We start from the raw sequence: 16,560 nt of genomic DNA on the forward strand, positions 1-16,560 counted from the left end.
TCGAGGCCGCAGACGTCGCTCCGCGACCGGCCAGTCACCCAAAGATGTCACCCTGAGTGACCCTTCTTCGGATGTCTTGTGCGTTATCATGCTCAGAATCCCGGTACTACGCAAGGCCAGATGCACGTGCATTTGCATCGTCAAGCGATTTGGCACAGGGGGATCACCACCCCGGGTCGAACAGCGATCCGGGCAGACCAAGGGAGCTTGGAATGACCTACGTGGTCAACGGCATGCCAGCCGGTCAGCTGCAGGGCGTGACCTGGCAGAAGAGCCGTCGCAGCAACCCGAGTGGCAACTGTGTGGAGTGCGCCGTCCTGCCCGGCGGCGACGTCGCCGTGCGCAACTCCCGCGACCCGGAGGGTGCCGCGCTCATCTACACCCGCGCCGAGATCGAGGCGTTCCTGGGTGGGGTTCGGGACGGGGACTTCGACAATCTGGTGGCCTGAGGGCCGCGTACACGAAATCGGTCCGGCCGGGAGTGATGCTCCGGCCGGACCCCTGGCATGTCCGATTCAGATCGGGCGGCCGACCTCGTGCAGCAGCTTCCCCAGGATCTCCGGGGTGTGGTTCGGCGGGTCCGCGTCGATGCAGACGCGCTCCATCGCCATCGCGTACTGATCCACGTCCTCGCGCTTGTCGAGGTAGATGGCACTGGTGAGCTGCTCGACGTAGACCACGTCGGGCAGCTCCGGCTCGGGGAAGCGCAGGATCGAGAACGGGCCACCGGCCGCGGCGTGCCCGCCCGCGGTGAACGGAATGATCTGCAACCGCACGCTCGGCAGCTTCGACGCCTCGATGAGCGCCTCGATCTGCGCGCGCATCACCTCGACACCGCCGATCGGCCGGCGCAGCACCGCCTCGTCGATCACCGCCCACAGCTGCGGCCCACCCGAACGGGTGAGAATCTGCTGCCGTTGCTTGCGCACCTCGACCCGCCGGTCGATCTCGTCGGAACTCGCACCGGCGTGCCCCAGCATGATCACGGCCCGCGCGTACTCCGGCGTCTGGAGCAGACCCGGGACGAACTGGATCTCGTAGGTGCGGATCAGCGTGGCGGCCGCCTCGAGCCCCAGGTACGCCTGGAACCAGTTCGGCAGAACGTCGTTCAGCTGCTGCCACCAGCCGGGGCTGTTCGCCTGGCGGGCGAGGCTGAGCAGCGCCTCGCGCTCGGCCTTGTCGCCCACGCCGTACAAGGTCAACAGGTCCGCGACGTCGCGTTCCTTGAAGCTGACCCGGCCCAGCTCCATCCGGCTGATCTTCGAGCCCGAGGCGCGGATCTCGTAACCGGCCGCATCCCGGGTGATCCCTCTCGTCTCCCGCAGCTTCCGGAGCTGGGAGCCGAGCAGAATGCGCAGCACGGTTGGGCCGCCGCCTGGCGCCTCCTCCTGCGTACCCGCGCTCACCTGACTCCTCGTCGCCGCGTCGTGACTACCGGAATGCAGTCGTGTGCATCCTAAAGCGGAGATCGTCTACCGCGAAACCTTGTCAAGCGTAGTCCCGCCATGACGGATGCGCACAACAGATGCACGTGCAGACGGCCTTGCGGACGCACTTGATGACGAGCATGATAGCTGACAGACGCGTACCGACTGCTAACGCAGCGTGCCGAAAACTTCGGCTGCTCGGCCGTTGCGGGCCTTCGGTGCTGCCTGCTGGCCCAGACGCAGCCTCGACAGCTTGGAGGCACCGTGATGTCGAACTGGATGACATCCACGCCGACCGTCACTCCGCCACAGCGCGACCCGGCTGACGTGGCGCCCGCCGAGAGCTACCGCCCGGCCGACCCGGTGTGGGTCTACCGCGACGGCTGGCGCGCCGGCGTCATCGAGGCCGCCTCCCCCCGAGCCGTCACGGTGACCTACAAGCCCGGCTCCCACCGCGGCACCGGCGTCGACACGTTCACCGCGCCGTACGTGACGTCCCGCGACGACGACGACCCGACGCTCGACAACCGCGGTCTCCGGCTGGTCCGTCGAAAGCCGCTGGCATGACCGGCGCGGTCACGGTCTCCGCCATCGTCGGCTTGCTCAGCCTCTTCTCCGGCGTCGCCCTGGGCTGGTACCTGCGCCGCACCAACGACTGGTGCCCGACCTGCGGGGAGCAGCTCACCTGCGGCGATTGCAAGATGAGCGTCCACTGGCCGGAGCAGCAGACCGCCGCCAGTCACCGTTAGACCATTTTTGAGTACGCCCGGAGCGCTTCAGCCGTGGGCTCGGGGCATGACGTGCCACCCCGAACCGATCCGAACTCGCCCGCTACCGGGTAAGCCGTCCGCCTGGCGCCGGTCAGCTCGGGCCTCCGCGGACCGTAGGGCCCCAGCCAGATCCGCAACCCGGTGAGCCGCGCCGACCCGGCGGTGACCATCCGTGATCCCGCCGACGCGCTGGGTCGATGGTCGGGTGCCTGTCTGGCGACATTCGCGGTTGACACGCCCTCGGACGGGGTAGTTTCGAGCAGTCCATCCGCGCAACGGAGGTGGCCGGCGTGCTCGAGCCGCGGGATGAGCAGGAATTCGACAGCATGGTGTCCCGGCTGCGAGATGCCGACCCAGGCTTCGCACGACGGTGCGACAGGATGCAGGCCCGACAACGCCGGCGCTGGTTGATCCTGGCGGTTCTGCTGTGGACCGTGGCCCCGCTCTGCCTGCTCTTCGGTGGCTGGACCGGCGCCCTGGAGGCGGTGCTGGCGGTGAGTTACGGCGCCTGGCTGATGCGCAAACGCAGCCGGGCGACGGATGCACCGTCCTGGCCGTCGTCGACCGACCGCCGCCCGACCGCGGAGGCCTGAGCTCCTCGGCGGAGCCCGCCTCGCCGTGCGTCAGCGCCAGCGGTCGCCGGTCAGCCGCTCGTAGACCTCGACGTACCGGTTGCGGGTCGCCTCGACGACGTGCTCGGGCAGCTCCGGCCCCGGCTCCGTCCGGTCCCAGTCGGTCTTCTCGTTGGTCGCCCAGTCCCGCAGCACCTGCTTGTCCAGGTACCGCTGCACGCTACCCGGCTGCCACTCGTCCGCCGCCCAGAACCGCGACGAGTCCGGCGTCAGCACCTCGTCCCCGAGCTTCAGCTCCCCGTCCTTCAGCCCCAGCTCGATCTTGGTGTCCGCGATCAGGATCCCCCGCCCGGCCGCGATCTCGGATCCCCGACGGTAGATCTCCAGCGTGATCCGCCGCAGCTCCTCGGCCTGGTCCTTGCCCTCCTGCTCGACCACCTGCTCAAAGGTCATCGGCGCGTCGTGCCCGGCACCGACCGCCTCCTTGGTCGTCGGCGTGAAGATCGCCTCCGGCAGCTTCGACCCCTCGACCAGACCCGGCGGCAGCGGCACCCCACAGATCGCCGCGTCCCGCTGGTAGTCCTTGAGCCCGGACCCGGCCAGATACCCGCGCGCGATGCACTCCACCTTCACCATCTCGAGCCGCTCACACCGGATGGCCCGCCCCTGCCACTCGTCCGGCACGTCGGTGGAGGAGATGATGTGGTTCGGCACCACGTCACTGAGCTGGTCGAACCACCACAGCGACAGCTGAGTCAGGATCTTCCCTTTGTCGGGGATGGCGGTCGGCAGGATGACGTCATAGATCGAGATCCGATCGGACGCGACCAGGATCAGGTCGTCCCCGTCCGCATAGACGTCCCGAACCTTGCCGGAGTGCAGCAGCTCCACGTGTTCCCCTCAGATGTGGCAGGTAGGCGTGCGCTTTCACGCTATCGAACCCGGCCGTGACATATCCGGGCTGGACGAGGATCAACGAGACGACGCCCCCTAGCCCCTGCGCAAGCGAACCGCGTGATCCGATGCCGAGGTCCAGAGGATTGATCACGCGATCCGGCCGGCGCACCGGCCGAACCCAGGGGTTGAGAAGTGGGCGCTCGCGACCGGCTGCCGTGGCTGACCGATGAGTACGTGATCGTTGGCGACCTCTGGCAGCGTCGCGGCCGAACGGTCGGCATCCGGGACGCCGAAGTACGCGAGATAGCCGCGCTCTTTGGGCGTAGTCCCGCTTCCATCAGCAGGCGGGTAGGCAACTTCGCCGGAACCGAAAACCCGGGTAAGGGCTTGAAGCCCATTACCGGCGAGCCGCTCGAACGCTGGAAAGAGGTCCGTGGCAACCGCGCGGCTCTGGAACGCGCGGTTGCTCAAGCTCGTGCCCGGTTGGCGCTCTTGACCAACGGCATGGTGACGAGTCACGTCGAAGCCGCCGGTATTCGCATCATCGCTCCGGAGTTGCCGAGCGTGGAACCGGTTGCGGTGGTCACCAAGGAGGCCGCCAGGCAGGCTGAGCAGAGCGAAGCTGTACTCCGAGAGAGGTTTCGCTCGTGGCGCGACCCCAGAGGTGACAGGCTTCGCGGGATCTCGATCGAGACGCCAACGTCGAGGCTCCGTGTCGACCTCTACGACCAGCTCGCCAACGTGCTGATCGAGGTCAAGGCAAAGGCGGAACGCGATTATCTACGGTTCGCGATCGGCCAACTCTACGACTACCGGCGTTACCTCGACTTCGAGGTCGAACTCGCGGTTCTGGTTCCCCAGCGGCCCACCGATGACCTGATGGGCTTGCTGGACAGCGCCGCGGTGGGAGCGATCTGGCCGGACGGTGCCGCCTTCGCCGACTCGGGATCCGGACGCCTACTCCCCTCGTGACGGATCGGGACCGGGCGACGATCGCCTGGCTCAAGAGGAGTAGGCGGTCAGGTGGGTGCCGTCGACCTGGTAGAGCAGGCCACCGGCCGCAACCACCGAACCCGGTAGGGCAACGCCGGTCGGCTTGCCGGTGGAGGCGGTCAGTACCGGGCCGCCGGTGAAGAGCAGACCGGCGGCCAAGGTGGGCTGGACAGCGGCGGCGGGCAGGCGGCGGGACCACAGGGCATGGCCGGTAGCGGCGTCCACTGCGGAAACCGCGGAGCCCGCAGCCAGATAGAGGCGGGGCCCGTCGGTGGCCATCAGCGAGGTGGCCTTGCCCGGAGTGGACCAGAGGACCGCGCCGGTGCCGGCGTTCAAGGCGGCCAGGGCACCGGACGTGTCGGTGGCGTAGAAACGGCCGAACGCCGGGCTGGCGGCCGCCACCTGCCAGGAGGCCGGGCGGGTCCAGCGCGGCTTGCCGGTGACGATGTCGACAGCGGTGGTTTCGCCGGCCGGGACGCCGGAGCCGTCGGTCTTCTGCAAGGGGACCAGGCCGTCGGCGGAGACGCCGCTCGAGGCGTAGCCCTGCCTGCTCCACAACGGGTGACCGTCGGTGACCCGGTAAGCGGCGACCTGCTCGAAGTCGGACGGGGACCAGCCGGAGACCAGGACCACGCCCTTGTCGACGACGACCGTGTCGATCGGTGGGTCCAGGCGCAGCTTCCAGCGGGTCCGGCCGTAGAAGTCGAGGGCGGTGAGCTGGCCGTCCGGGTCGCTCTGGGAGTTGCAGCCGCCGTTGGCGAGGATCAGCAGGTTGCCGGCGACGGCCATCCGCGGGGTGCTGTTGTCCATGGCGTCGTCCCAGGTGAAGCGCAACCGCAGATCGCCTGAGTCGACGCCGTAGCTGGAGACGCCCTCGCGGTCGGTCACGAAGACCTGGTCGGCGGCGACGATCGGGGCGGAGAAGCCGGAGCAGCTCTCGTCCACCTGGCGCAGGTTGGCGGACCACGCCTTCGTCAGCGAGCCGACGGTGATCGTCGCGTGCGGGTTGAAGTGGCTGTCCTCCGCGTCATAACCGGGGTGATCCCACAACGGGACCGGCAGGCCCAGAAGCAGCGACGACAGGACGGCAGCGACACGACGACGTGCGGGCATATACCAAGAATAGGGAAAAAACGGATGGCCCGCCCGCCAGGCCAGGCCATCCGCGCCAAAGAAGAGGCGAAAAGGAGAGGCGAAAGAAGATCAGCCGTTCAGCAGGTGAAGCATCTGCTGGACCTGGTCGGCGCGGGACTGCTTGACCCGCTCCGCGAACTGCTTGGTCTGCTCGTTCGCGCCCTTGTCCAGTTCGAGCTGGGCCATCTCCACGGCGTTGTGCTGGTGTGCCAGGAAGAGGTTGAGGAAGGCCGTCTCGAAGTCCTTCCTCTTCACCGTCTTCAACGAGTTGATCTCGGCGTCGGTGGTGCTCGGCAGGCCGCCGTGGTCGGCGTGCACGCTGACCCGCTTGTCGACCGAGGTGGGCTTGCCCCACTCGGTGAGCCAGTTCTTCATCATGGTCAGCTCATCGGTCTCGGTCAGCGACACCGCCTTGGCCAGGTCGGCCACGTCGGCCCGGTTGGCCCGCTGCGCGCCGATCGCGGCCATCGCCAGGCCCTGCTGCTGGTGGTCCACCAGCATCTGCAGGAACATCACGTCCCGGTCGTTGAAGGTCGACCCGGCGGTGATCTCGGCGACGTTCTTGACCGCGGGAGCCGCAGCCGACGACGACGGCGTGGGAGACGCCGCGGTGCCGCACGCGCCGAGCAGCAGAGGCGCCGTCAGGAGGACCGCTACCAGGCGCTTCACAGCGGCAGCCAGAGGGCGAGGGTGAACACGGACGGCTCCCAGCTGTGGATCGAGGTGTGCGCCTGCCGGCACCGGTAGGTGACACCGTCGTAGGTCACCACGTCACCGGTCCGGTAGCTCACGCCGGGCGCCCACGCGGTGCCGGTCGCCGACGAACCGCCGGAGCTGGTTGCGGTTGCCGTCGGCGCCGCGGTGGTAGCGGTCGCGGTGGGCGCGGTCGTTGCGGGCGCGGTCGTCGGCGCGGTGGTGGGTGCCGCTGTGGTCGGCGTGGCGGTGGGCGTCGAGTTCGACGAGCCGCTGCCACCGACGTTCAGGTCGACGCAGCTGTAGAAGGCGTTCGCCGTGTCCCCGATGTTCCAGACCGCGAGGACCGTGTGGTTGCCGGTGTACTTGCTGAGGTCCACCTGGTGGCTCACGGTGGCCGCGGGGATCGCGTTGCCGTCGTTGAACGTGGCGACCTCGGTACCGTCGACGTAGTAGGCCCAGGTCGCGGTCCGGTGCCGGGCGGTCAGCACCCAGTTGAAGGTGACCGAGGTACCGACGGTAGTGCGCTTCCAGCTCTTGGAGTTGTCGTTCAAGACCGGATAGCCGGCGTTTCCACCGTTGCATTGCTTGGAGCCCTTCGGTGCCTCGACGCTCTGCGGCTCGAACTGGATCGCGCCACAGTCCGCGACGGTGCCGGCGGCGCACTGCGCCTGCCGGCTCGGCGGCGATGAGACGTAGCCGTGTGCCAGGGCCGGTGAGGCGATCACCAAGGTCGACCCGACCATCCCGAGGGTGGCCAGTGGGTAGGCGATCTTCCTGCGCATGTCAGTTCTCCAGACATCTCGTCCTGGCTTCGTTACCGCGCCGAACGTTATGAGGAGCTGCCATAACGCAGCCTTAAGGCGACCGAAAACCCTTATGAAAGGGCCCGGCGCCGCCGCCGCGGCTCGTCCGCGGGCGGATCTTCCGCCGAGGTGAGAAGGAAGCCCACGCGGGCTCCGCCCAACGGGCTCCGTCCGACGACCAACTGCCCTCGTACGGTGTCCGCCGCTCGCCGCACGATGTCCAGTCCCAGCCCGGTCGATCCGGCACCGCTGAACCCGCGCTGCACGGCGGCCGCCGGGTCGGCGATCCCCGGCCCGGCGTCGTCCACCAGCAGCCCGGTCGACGAGACGCTGACCCGGAACGCGACGCCCTCCGGGGTGTGCGAGAAGACGTTGCCCAGCATCGCGTCGACCACCAGGATCATCTCGCTCTGCGGCATCGCCACCGGCACCGGTTCGTGCCCGCCGACCACCTCCCAGGGCCGTTCCTGGTCCTCGGCGAGCACCGACCAGAAGGCCAGCCGGTCGGCGAGCACCTCGACCAGGTCGCACTGCTCGGTGCCACGCACCTCGACACCCAGCCGGGCCCCGTTGATGATCGCGTCGAGCTCCTCGTCGAGCAGGTCACAGGCCTCGCGCATCCGGTCGGCGATCGGGCCCGGCGGGATGGCCTCGGCGTCCAGGCGGAGCGCTGTCAGCGGCGTACGCAAACGGTGTGAGAGATCAGCGGCCAGTTCGCGCTCGCGGTCCAGCAACCGGCGCAGGTCCCCGGCCATGGTGTTGAACGCCTGCGCGGCGTCGCGCAGCTCGCGCGGCCCGGTCGGCTCGATCCGCTCGTTGAGCTCGCCACCGCCGAGCCGGCGGGTGGCGGCGGCGAGCTGCCGGGTGGAGCGCACCAACTGGGCGCCGAGCCGGTCGGCGAGCAGCGTCGAGCCGCCGACCAGCACCACGGCCAGCCCGCCGAGCGCCAGCCAGGCCGACCAGACGCCGCGCCGCATCTCCTCGTCGGTGACGAAGACCTCGACCACCACGGTCCGGCCGTCGGTGAGCACTGTCGGCTGCAGATAGGCGACGCCGCCCTCGGCGGCAGCGGTCGCCGAGCGGCGCTGTTTCGCCGCCCGGTCGACGGTCTCCCGCGGCAGGTGCGAGGTGCCGATCGGGGCCAGGTCCGGCAGGTGTACGGCGAGCAGCCCCGCGCTACCGGCCGAGGTGCTGGCCACCGCGTTGGTCAGCGCTGTCGGTTCGGCGTTCACGCCGAGCACGGTGACCATCGAGGTGGCCTGCTGGCGCGCCTCCGAGATGGCCTTGTCGTGGGCGATCTGCCAGATCGCGACGGCGAGCGGGACCAGGAAGGCCAGCGCCACCATCGAGGTGATCGCCAGGGCCAGGCGGTTGAGCGCCCACCTCACTGGGGATCGACCATCATCACGCCGACGCCGCGGACGGTGTGCAGGAAGCGCGGTTTCGCGGCGGTCTCCCCGAGCTTGCGGCGCAGCCAGGAGATGTGCACGTCGATGGTCTGCTCCTCGCCGATCCGCGCCTGGTTCCACACCTGGTTCATCAGCTCCCGCCGGCTGATCACCTGACCCACCCGCTCGGCCAGGTACGCCAGCACGTCGAACTCACGCCGGGTCAGTTGCAGCGGCTCACCGCGCAGTTCCGCCCGGCGCTGCCGCGGCTTGATCACCAGCTCACCCACGGTGATCGCGTTCGGCGCCTGCTCGGTGGTGGTCCGCGCCCGGCGCAGCACCGCCGAGATCCGGGCCAGGATGTGGCCGCCGGAGAACGGCTTGGTCACGTAGTCGTCGGCACCGGCGCTCAGCAGTGCGATGATGTCCGCCTCCGAGCGCCGGGCGGTCGCCACGATGACCGGCACGTCGGAGACCGTGCGCATCATCCGCAGCGCGTCGGTGCCGTCGATGTCCGGCAGCCCGAGGTCGAGGATGACCAGATCGGGCCGCTCCTGGGTGACGATCTTCAGCGCTTGGGCGGCCTGGCCGACCGGGCGCACCACGTGCCCGGCATCGGTCAGCGCACGGGTCAGTGCGGCCGCGATGTTGCGGTCGTCCTCGACCAACAGGATCAACGCCATGGCGTGCAGCATAGGACCAGGTGAGAGGATGGCCTCGTGCGATCTTCCAGGTGGGTGCCGGTAACCGGGTGGTTCGTCGCGACCGCGACCAGCATCGTGCTCTCCTGGGTCGCCCTGCTTCCGGTGCTCAACGCGGCGCGGGCGGACGTCGGCGCGCTGCCGGACGTCGACCAGGTGCCGGCCGCCGAGTTCGCCGCGCAGCCCACCGCCGCGCCGGCCCGTCCGGCCCCGCCGTCCACGTCGCCCACTCCCGGCAAAACGGTGAAGCCCACCAAGAAGCCGAGCAAGAAGACGACGAGCCCGCCGGCCGAGACCAGGACGCCGACCGCGCCGGCCACGCCGACGACGCCCGCCACTGTCGAGAACGGCTGGACCGTCACCACCGGCGGCGACGGCGTGCAGGTGTACGTCCGCTCGTTCACCGTCAAGGGCGGCCAGGCGGTCGTCAAGATGACCGGCGCGGGCGTGGTCTCCCTGGTCACCGCGACCCCCGCGGACGGCTACACGGTGGAGAAGACGCAGAGTTCGCCGGACGACATGGCGGTCTACTTCAACGAGACCGGGCACAGCTTCATCATCCGCGCGATCTGGTGGAACAACGCGCCGTTCGCCGAGGTCAGCGAGATCGGTTCATAGAGGTTTCCTAATAGAGCACGCTCCCAGCCACCGCTCAGAAACCACAAGGGTTTTCCCTGATTCGGTGACGTCCGTCGATGCCTAACGTCACACCACAAGTCATCCAGGTGTGACCCATCGTCTACGGACGGTTGAGCCCGCCCGCCAACCCCCCGGGCGGGAAAGGAGCAGTGCGTGAAATCCCGTACCCCTGTCGTCGCCGCTACGGTCGCCGCAACCGCGGCTGCCGCGGCGGCCGTGGCGATCGCCGGACCGGCGACCGCGCAGCCCACCCCGCCGTCCTCGCCCGAGGCTGCCGCCGAGCAGGCCGCCTCCAAGCTGCTCGCGGCCCCGCCCGCGGCACTGCACGCCTCCGCCGACGAGGCGTTCGTCCAGCACGATGCGATCACCACCGACAAGCTGCAGTACGTCCCGTTCGACCGCACCTACAAGGGTCTGCCGGTGATCGGCGGAGACGGTGTGGTCGTCACCGACAAGGCCGGCCAGGTCAAGTACACGTCGGTGGCGCAGAGCGCGCCGCTCGGCACGGTCAACACCACCCCGCGCCTGACCGCCGCCGACTCCCTCAAGGTCGCCAAGAGCGAGCTGAAGTCGGTGAGCGGTGTCGAGGGCACCAAGCTGGTCGTCCTGTCCACCACCGGAACCCCGGCGCTGGCCTGGGAGTCCACCATCCGGGGCACGAGCGCCCAGGGTCCGAGCCGGCTCACCGTCGACGTGGACGCGGCCAGCGGCAAGGTGCTGCGCACCTACGAGCACGTGACCGACGTGACCGGCACCGGCACCGGCTGGATCAACGGCTCGGTCAGCATCGACACCACGCTCTCCGGCAGCACGTACCTCATGCGTGACCCGAACATGACCACCCTGCAGTGCCAGAACGCCACGGGCAACACGACCTTCAGCGGCCCCGACAACGTGTGGGGCAACGGCACCGGCACCGACCGGGAGACCGGTTGCGTCGACGCGTTCTACGTCGCGCAGAAGGAAAAGGCCATGCTCTCCGGCTGGCTGGGCCGCAACGGCTTCAACGGCAGCGGTGGCGCCTGGCCGATCCGGGTCGGCCTGAACGACCAGAACGCCTACTACGACGGCAGCCAGGTCCAGATCGGCAAGAACACCGCCGGTAAGTGGATCTCCTCGGCCGACGTGGTCGGGCACGAGCTGGGCCACGGCATCGACGACAACACCCCGGGTGGCATCTCGAACGGCGGCACCCAGGAGTTCGTCGCCGACACGTTCGGCGCGGCCACCGAGGCGTACGCCAACAACCCCAACGACCCGGCCGACTACCAGGTCGGCGAGGAGGTCAACCTGGTCGGCAGCGGCCCGATCCGGTACATGTACAACCCGTCGCTCGCCGGTGACGACAACTGCTACTCCAGCAGCACCCCGAACGACGAGGTGCACGCCGCGGCCGGCCCCGGCAACCACTGGTTCTACCTGCTCGCCGAGGGCACCAACCCGACCGACGGCCAGCCCACCAGCACCCGGTGCTCCGGCTCCGGCGCGATCACCGGCGTCGGCATCCAGACCGCCATCAAGGTCATGTACAACGCGATGCTGATGAAGACCTCCAGCTCGTCGTACCTGAAGTACCGCACCTGGACGCTGACCGCGGCCAAGGCCCTGGACAGCACCTGCGGCGTCTTCAACACCACCAAGGCCGCCTGGGACGCGGTGAACGTGCCGGCCCAGTCCGCCGACCCGACCTGTGGCAGCACCGGCCCGACCACGCCGCCGCCGGCCGGCTGCACCGCCAGCAACACCACCGACGTCACCATCCCGGACGCCGGCTCGGCGGTCTACAGCGACATCGTGATCAGCGGCTGCGCCCGCAACGCCTCGTCCTCCTCGACGATCGCGGTGAACATCGTCCACACCTACCGGGGTGACCTGCGGGTCGACCTGGTCGCGCCGGACGGCAGCGTCTACAACCTGAAGGCCACGTCGGGCTCGGACAGCGCCGACAACGTCGCCACGACGTACACCAAGGATCTGTCCAGCGAGGCGGCGAACGGCACCTGGCGCCTGAAGGTCCAGGACGTCTACTCCTCGGACACCGGCTACATCAACAGCTGGACGCTCACTCTCTGACCGGAGGGGTGAGTACGAGGGGCGCTGCCGCGGCAGCGCCCCTCCCGGCATACCGGAATCGGTCCGATGTGGTCCGAGACACAGTGACGCCGGACCGTGATCTTCAGCGCTTACGGTTCCCGACAACGCAGGACGGGAGGTCGCACATGGTGACTGACGTGTTCGGGGCGGTGGTGCCCGGCCGTCCGACCGGGGTGCTCGCCGACGTGTGGGGCCGTTCCGCCGTACGCGATGTGGTCCTGACCGTGGGTGCCGCCGCAGCCGTCGGCCTCGCCGCCCAGCTCGCCCTCCCGGTGCCCGGCTCGCCGGTGCCGATCACCGGCCAGACCTTCGCGGTGCTGCTGGCCGGCGCGGTGCTCGGTCCCGGCCGCGGCGTGGCCGGCATGGTCCTCTACGCGGTGGCCGGGATCCTCGGCGTCCCGTGGTTCGCCGACGGCGGCTCCGGCTGGCCCGGCGCGACAGGCGGTTACCTGCTCGGCTTCATCGTCGCCGCGGCGCTGGTCGGCCGGCTCGCCGCGCTCGGCGCGGACCGCCGCCCGGGCCACATGATCGGCCTGATGCTGATCGGCAACCTGCTGATCTACCTGTGCGGCGTGCCATGGCTGGCCCTGGCCACCACGCTGGACGTGCCCGAGGCGGTCAGCCAGGGCCTGTTCCCCTACCTGCTGGGCGATGCCCTGAAGATGACACTGGCGATCGGCCTGCTGCCCGGCGCCTGGCTCCTGCTGGACCGCAAACGCGCTGGTTGAGCCGCCCCGGCAGGGGTACCCCGCGGAACGACAGCGAGGGACCCAGGGAGGCCACCGGACATGCGACTGAATCTGCTGCGACCACTGTACGAACGGCCCGGACCATGGGCTTCGGTATACCTGGACACATCGCGGGACACCGGGGACACCGCGCGGGCGGTCGAGGACCGCTGGTTCGCCGCACGGGACACACTGGCCGACGCCGGTTGTGATCCACCGACCGTGCACGCGCTCGAGGACGCCGTCCTGGACCACCATCCGGAGGTGCCGGGCCGGCAGGGGTTCGCCCTGTTCGCCACGGCCGGCGAGGTGATCACGCGGCAGGCGCTGCCCGAGCCGCCCAGGGCGATCACCGCGTACGACCCGCTGCCGCACGCGATGCCGATGGTCGTCCAGCTGGCGCGGGCCGCCGAGGACGACGCGGCGCCCGACCAGTTCCGGGACGGCCTGGCCGAGGTGGTGAGCCACCTGTCGCGGGGAGAGGTGGACACGCTGCTGCTGGTCGACGACCCGTCGTCGACCGAGCGGCTGTGGATCGGGCCGGATCCGCTGCAGCTCAGCGATGATCCGGAGGTGTTGAACCGGGCCGGGATCCGGCATCCGCCACTGGTCCGTGCGGATGCCGCGATACTGCGGGCGCTGACCGCCGCCGAGGGGTCGATCCGGATGGTCGATCCGGCCGAGCACCACGACCTGCACGGCGGGGTGGCGGCGCTGCTGCGGTACGCGGACGTACGCCGGTGAAGCGCAACCCACAGGCTGTGCGCACAGCCTGTGGATAACTCGAACAGGCGTGCTAACCGCGACACGTGATGGCACTATGATCGCGTGTCGCCCACCGAGCTGCGCCCGACCTATCCCATCACTACCGAGCGCCTGTTGCTGCGCCCGCTGACCGAGGCCGACGCCGAGGCGCTGCTGGCCTACCGCAGCCGCCCCGACGTCTGCCGTTACGTGCCGTTCGAGCCGATGACGCCCGAGGTGATCACCGAGCGACTCGCGACGCACTGGGCCACCACGGCCCTCACCGACGAGGGGCAGTCGCTGACCCTGGGCATCGAGGTCGCCGCGACCGGGCAGCTGGCCGGCGACGTGATCCTGTTCTGGCACAGCCGCCAGCATCGCGGCGGCGAGATCGGTTACGTGCTGCACCCGGACCACGCCGGTCAGGGCTACGCCACCGAGGCCGCCCAGGCGATGCTCAAGCTCGGCTTCGAGGACCTGGGCCTGCACCGGATCATCGGGCGGATCGACGAGCGCAACGAGCCGTCCGCCAGGGTGCTGCGCCGGCTCGGCCTGCGGCAGGAGGCCCGGCTGGTGCACAACGAGCTGTTCAAGGGCGAGTGGAGCACCGAGATCGACTTCGCCATGCTCTCCGAGGAGTACTTCGCTAAATATCCAGGTTCGCCTCAATCCGCTTGAGGTGGTGACGGGCCAGCGCCAGGTTGGCCCGCTCCTTGTGCAGGGCCAGGTAGAGGAACAGGCCCTGCCCGGAACGCCCGGTGAGCGGCCGGATCAGGTGGTACTGCGTGTCGAGGGTGATCAGCACGTCCTCGATGTTCTCGCGCAGCCCCAGCATCTCCATGGTGCGCAGCTTGGCGCGCACCACCTCGGTGTTCGCGGCGGCCGCGACGGTCAGGTCGAAATTCCGGTCGCCACCGGCGATGCCGAGCGCCATCCCGCTGCTGCGGTCGACCAGCGCGACGCCGATCGCGCCGTCGATCTGCATCGCATCCTTCAGGGCCACATCCATGTCCGGCATTCGGCTTCCTCCGATGTCTCGCTTCCGTCGACATCGACTGTCACCGACTCACCGCCGGACCCGTCGCACATGATGTCCGGCTTGGCCACCCGGCCGGCTCGCATGCTGGTGACAGCACCGAGAGAGTTGACGGTTTTCGCAACTCCGAAATAGCACAAGGCGCGTAACCGGGCCGCCCCTCCCGCGTTGGCCGGTGTGAACGACTGGAGGGCATCCGCCGTGTCAGTGCCGCTGTACCAGGCGAAGGCCGAGATGTTCCGGACTCTCGGCCACCCGGTCCGGATCCGAGTCCTGGAACTGCTGCAGGACGGCCCGCGGCCGGTCCGCGATCTGCTGGCCGAAATAGACGTCGAGGCCTCGAACCTCTCCCAGCAGCTCGCGGTGCTCCGCCGGGCCGGCATCGTCACCTCGTTCCGGGACGGCGCCCTGGTCATGTATGCCCTGAGCACCCCGGATGTCGCGGACCTGCTGGCAGCGGGCCGCCGGATCCTCGGCGCGGTCCTCACCGACCGGGACGGCCTGCTGGTCCAGCTCCGCGCCCAGAAATGACCGCTTTCCGCTACGCCGGAAGCTCAGCCCCGGATGACCGCTTTCCGGTACGCCGGAAGCTCAGCCCCGTAGCTGGGAGTGAAAGATCGGCTCCGTGGTCGGCTGGTAGCCCCCGTGCTCGCCTTTCGGCACCACCGGCCGCAGGCCGCGGACGGCGCCGATCCCGGTGGCCGGCATGTCCCCGTAAAGACACTGGTAGGCGCCCTTCGGCACGGAGAACATCTCGTGCCAGATGCCGACCGCGCCGTTACCCGCGAAGTACCGCTTCCAGAACCGGTCCTGCGCCGGGCGGTGCAGCCGGGCGCCGTCGTGCGCGAACGCGCGGATGTCGCCGGCCCGGCGCCAGTACTGGATCAGCGTGACCTGACGCAGCCCGGGGCCGCCGAGCAGTTGGTAGCCGAGCAGGCCGCTCTCCGGGTCGGCGGCGAGCTCGCGGAGCATCCCGGGCATCGCGAACATCACCGACAGCCAGCTGCGCAGCGAGCGCCACCGGTTGATCCGCATGCCGACCAGGAAGATCGCGATCGGCTCCTCGTTGTCGGCCATGAACCGGCCGCGGTGCACCTGGTCGTCCACCGGCCCGGTGCGCTGCCAGCGCGGGTGCATGAGCAGTTGAGTTCCGTGGAACAGCGCCGACCCGGCCATCGCGGGCTCCCTCCGCTATAAGATAGTTCCACTATCCTATTGACGGCGGTCGCTGTCCAGACCGTTCCGGAAGAATGGCTCAGCGTGCGCCTGTCCGAACTCAGCACCGAAAGCGGTGTGCCCATCGCCACCATCAAGTTCTACCTGCGTGAGGGCCTGCTGGAGCCGGGGACGCCGATCAACGCACGGCAGTCCGCCTACGACGACAGCCATCTGCGCCGGCTGCGCCTGGTCCGCGCCATGCAGCAGATCGGCGGCATGAGCATCGACCAGGTGCGAAACGTGCTCTTCGCGGCCGGCGAGAGCACGCTGAGCCGGCACGAGCGGCTCGGCGTCGCGCAGTACATGCTGCCGCCGCTGGTCGAGGCGCCGGCCGGCGATCCGCTCTGGGACGAGGTGCACGGCGAGGTGCTCGCCCTGATGACCGAGCTGGGCTGGCTGATCAATGACTTCAGCCCGTCCCTGAACGCGCTGACCAGGTCGATCGTCGCGCTGCGCCGGCTCGGTTACCGCGACGGCATCGAGCACCTGCGCCGCTACGCCGCCGCGATGCACCCGCTCGCCGAGGGCGAGTACCGCTTCATCGACGGCCACCGGGACCTGGACGAGGCGATCGAGGCAACGGTCGCCTACACGGTGCTCTACGAGCCGATCCTGCTCGCGGTCCGCCGGCTGGCCCACGAGGACGTCTCGGCCCGCCTGCACGGCCGCCGCCCGATCAGCCCCCTCGACGGCGTCTAGCCCGGTCGGCCCACGTCGCGG

The 16,560-nt window shown here is 69.4% G+C and carries 21 protein-coding genes; 12 read left to right on the top strand and 9 right to left on the bottom strand.

What is annotated here, in order from left to right; genetic code table 11:
* The first annotated feature begins 212 nt into the window (after positions 1-212).
* A complete protein-coding gene (locus tag Actob_RS42565; RefSeq protein ID WP_014695100.1) occupies positions 213-449 on the top strand; it encodes a DUF397 domain-containing protein in 237 nt (78 codons plus the stop codon).
* Positions 450-515: 66 nt separating this feature from the next.
* Here the strand turns inward: Actob_RS42565 and Actob_RS42570 are convergent, their stop codons facing one another.
* A complete protein-coding gene (locus Actob_RS42570; RefSeq protein ID WP_284917608.1) occupies positions 516-1,406 on the bottom strand; it encodes a helix-turn-helix domain-containing protein in 891 nt (296 codons plus the stop codon).
* A gap of 300 nt (positions 1,407-1,706) precedes the next feature.
* Here Actob_RS42570 and Actob_RS42575 point away from each other — a divergent pair, with 300 nt between their 5' ends.
* From Actob_RS42575 to Actob_RS42585, 3 genes are all read left to right on the top strand, one after another.
* Positions 1,707-1,994: a hypothetical protein gene (locus Actob_RS42575; RefSeq protein WP_229830402.1), complete on the top strand. Its 288-nt coding sequence runs from the start codon at positions 1,707-1,709 to the stop codon at positions 1,992-1,994.
* Entirely contained in the window at positions 1,991-2,176 is a 186-nt protein-coding gene (locus tag Actob_RS42580; protein WP_284917609.1) for a hypothetical protein, read from the top strand. Before Actob_RS42575 ends, Actob_RS42580 begins: the two co-directional genes overlap by 4 nt.
* Before the next feature lie 311 nt (positions 2,177-2,487).
* A complete protein-coding gene (locus Actob_RS42585; RefSeq protein ID WP_284917610.1) occupies positions 2,488-2,790 on the top strand; it encodes a DUF3040 domain-containing protein in 303 nt (100 codons plus the stop codon).
* Positions 2,791-2,820: 30 nt separating this feature from the next.
* Here Actob_RS42585 and Actob_RS42590 read toward each other — a convergent pair whose 3' ends face one another.
* On the bottom strand, positions 2,821-3,660 hold the full coding sequence (locus Actob_RS42590; protein ID WP_284917611.1) for a phosphoribosylaminoimidazolesuccinocarboxamide synthase: 840 nt from the start codon (positions 3,658-3,660) through the stop codon (positions 2,821-2,823).
* 198 nt (positions 3,661-3,858) lie between these two features.
* Here Actob_RS42590 and Actob_RS42595 point away from each other — a divergent pair, with 198 nt between their 5' ends.
* Entirely contained in the window at positions 3,859-4,638 is a 780-nt protein-coding gene (locus Actob_RS42595; protein WP_284917612.1) for a hypothetical protein, read from the top strand.
* Between the two features lie 30 nt (positions 4,639-4,668).
* Here Actob_RS42595 and Actob_RS42600 read toward each other — a convergent pair whose 3' ends face one another.
* The 5 genes from Actob_RS42600 to Actob_RS42620 form a co-directional block, all read right to left on the bottom strand.
* Positions 4,669-5,772, bottom strand: a complete 1,104-nt coding sequence (locus Actob_RS42600; RefSeq protein ID WP_284917613.1) for an outer membrane protein assembly factor BamB family protein — start codon at positions 5,770-5,772, stop codon at positions 4,669-4,671.
* A gap of 90 nt (positions 5,773-5,862) precedes the next feature.
* Positions 5,863-6,462 carry a DUF305 domain-containing protein gene (locus Actob_RS42605; protein ID WP_284917614.1) on the bottom strand — a complete coding sequence of 200 codons (600 nt, stop codon included), beginning with the start codon at positions 6,460-6,462 and terminating at the stop codon, positions 5,863-5,865.
* Positions 6,459-7,271 (bottom strand): lytic polysaccharide monooxygenase, encoded by an 813-nt coding sequence (locus tag Actob_RS42610; protein ID WP_284917615.1) that lies wholly within the window; start codon positions 7,269-7,271, stop codon positions 6,459-6,461. Before Actob_RS42610 ends, Actob_RS42605 begins: the two co-directional genes overlap by 4 nt.
* 92 nt (positions 7,272-7,363) lie before the next feature.
* On the bottom strand, positions 7,364-8,680 hold the full coding sequence (locus tag Actob_RS42615) for a HAMP domain-containing protein (protein WP_284917616.1): 1,317 nt from the start codon (positions 8,678-8,680) through the stop codon (positions 7,364-7,366).
* Entirely contained in the window at positions 8,677-9,363 is a 687-nt protein-coding gene (locus Actob_RS42620) for a response regulator transcription factor (protein ID WP_067690995.1), read from the bottom strand. The genes Actob_RS42615 and Actob_RS42620 overlap by 4 nt, the downstream gene beginning before the upstream one ends.
* Before the next feature lie 36 nt (positions 9,364-9,399).
* Here Actob_RS42620 and Actob_RS42625 point away from each other — a divergent pair, with 36 nt between their 5' ends.
* From Actob_RS42625 to Actob_RS42645, 5 genes are all read left to right on the top strand, one after another.
* Entirely contained in the window at positions 9,400-9,999 is a 600-nt protein-coding gene (locus tag Actob_RS42625; RefSeq protein ID WP_284917617.1) for a DNA mismatch repair protein MutL, read from the top strand.
* A 174-nt stretch (positions 10,000-10,173) separates the two neighbouring features.
* Positions 10,174-12,093, top strand: coding sequence for a M4 family metallopeptidase (locus Actob_RS42630; RefSeq protein ID WP_284917618.1), 1,920 nt, complete (start codon positions 10,174-10,176; stop codon positions 12,091-12,093).
* 146 nt (positions 12,094-12,239) lie between these two features.
* A complete protein-coding gene (locus Actob_RS42635; RefSeq protein ID WP_284917619.1) occupies positions 12,240-12,842 on the top strand; it encodes a biotin transporter BioY in 603 nt (200 codons plus the stop codon).
* 60 nt (positions 12,843-12,902) lie between these two features.
* Positions 12,903-13,586 (top strand): hypothetical protein, encoded by a 684-nt coding sequence (locus tag Actob_RS42640; protein WP_284917620.1) that lies wholly within the window; start codon positions 12,903-12,905, stop codon positions 13,584-13,586.
* 84 nt (positions 13,587-13,670) lie between these two features.
* Positions 13,671-14,264: a GNAT family N-acetyltransferase gene (locus Actob_RS42645; protein WP_284917621.1), complete on the top strand. Its 594-nt coding sequence runs from the start codon at positions 13,671-13,673 to the stop codon at positions 14,262-14,264.
* On the opposite strand, the gene Actob_RS42650 is transcribed toward Actob_RS42645, so the two are convergent.
* Positions 14,233-14,604 carry a hypothetical protein gene (locus tag Actob_RS42650; RefSeq protein ID WP_284917622.1) on the bottom strand — a complete coding sequence of 124 codons (372 nt, stop codon included), beginning with the start codon at positions 14,602-14,604 and terminating at the stop codon, positions 14,233-14,235. The genes Actob_RS42645 and Actob_RS42650 overlap by 32 nt on opposite strands.
* 219 nt (positions 14,605-14,823) lie before the next feature.
* Between Actob_RS42650 and Actob_RS42655 the strand changes: the two genes are divergently transcribed.
* Positions 14,824-15,153 carry an ArsR/SmtB family transcription factor gene (locus tag Actob_RS42655; RefSeq protein WP_284917623.1) on the top strand — a complete coding sequence of 110 codons (330 nt, stop codon included), beginning with the start codon at positions 14,824-14,826 and terminating at the stop codon, positions 15,151-15,153.
* A gap of 60 nt (positions 15,154-15,213) precedes the next feature.
* Here the strand turns inward: Actob_RS42655 and Actob_RS42660 are convergent, their stop codons facing one another.
* Positions 15,214-15,798 (bottom strand): monooxygenase family protein, encoded by a 585-nt coding sequence (locus Actob_RS42660; protein WP_284917624.1) that lies wholly within the window; start codon positions 15,796-15,798, stop codon positions 15,214-15,216.
* Positions 15,799-15,882: 84 nt separating this feature from the next.
* Between Actob_RS42660 and Actob_RS42665 the strand changes: the two genes are divergently transcribed.
* Positions 15,883-16,539: a MerR family transcriptional regulator gene (locus tag Actob_RS42665; RefSeq protein ID WP_284917625.1), complete on the top strand. Its 657-nt coding sequence runs from the start codon at positions 15,883-15,885 to the stop codon at positions 16,537-16,539.
* The last annotated feature ends 21 nt before the right edge of the window (positions 16,540-16,560 follow it).

Source organism: Actinoplanes oblitus (genome assembly GCF_030252345.1).
In the GTDB taxonomy this organism is placed as follows: Bacteria; Actinomycetota; Actinomycetes; order Mycobacteriales; family Micromonosporaceae; genus Actinoplanes; species Actinoplanes oblitus.

Bases quoted from the DNA above. Each gene is read 5' to 3' on its own strand.
- Actob_RS42565 (WP_014695100.1), top strand. From the start codon at position 213: ATGACCTACGTGGTCAACGGCATGCCAGCCGGTCAGCTGCAGGGCGTG.
- Actob_RS42575 (WP_229830402.1), top strand. From the start codon at position 1,707: ATGACATCCACGCCGACCGTCACTCCGCCACAGCGCGACCCGGCTGAC.
- Actob_RS42580 (WP_284917609.1), top strand. From the start codon at position 1,991: ATGACCGGCGCGGTCACGGTCTCCGCCATCGTCGGCTTGCTCAGCCTC.
- Actob_RS42600 (WP_284917613.1), bottom strand. From the start codon at position 5,772: ATGCCCGCACGTCGTCGTGTCGCTGCCGTCCTGTCGTCGCTGCTTCTG.
- Actob_RS42610 (WP_284917615.1), bottom strand. From the start codon at position 7,271: ATGCGCAGGAAGATCGCCTACCCACTGGCCACCCTCGGGATGGTCGGG.
- Actob_RS42620 (WP_067690995.1), bottom strand. From the start codon at position 9,363: ATGGCGTTGATCCTGTTGGTCGAGGACGACCGCAACATCGCGGCCGCA.
- Actob_RS42635 (WP_284917619.1), top strand. From the start codon at position 12,240: ATGGTGACTGACGTGTTCGGGGCGGTGGTGCCCGGCCGTCCGACCGGG.
- Actob_RS42640 (WP_284917620.1), top strand. From the start codon at position 12,903: ATGCGACTGAATCTGCTGCGACCACTGTACGAACGGCCCGGACCATGG.
- Actob_RS42650 (WP_284917622.1), bottom strand. From the start codon at position 14,604: ATGCCGGACATGGATGTGGCCCTGAAGGATGCGATGCAGATCGACGGC.
- Actob_RS42660 (WP_284917624.1), bottom strand. From the start codon at position 15,798: ATGGCCGGGTCGGCGCTGTTCCACGGAACTCAACTGCTCATGCACCCG.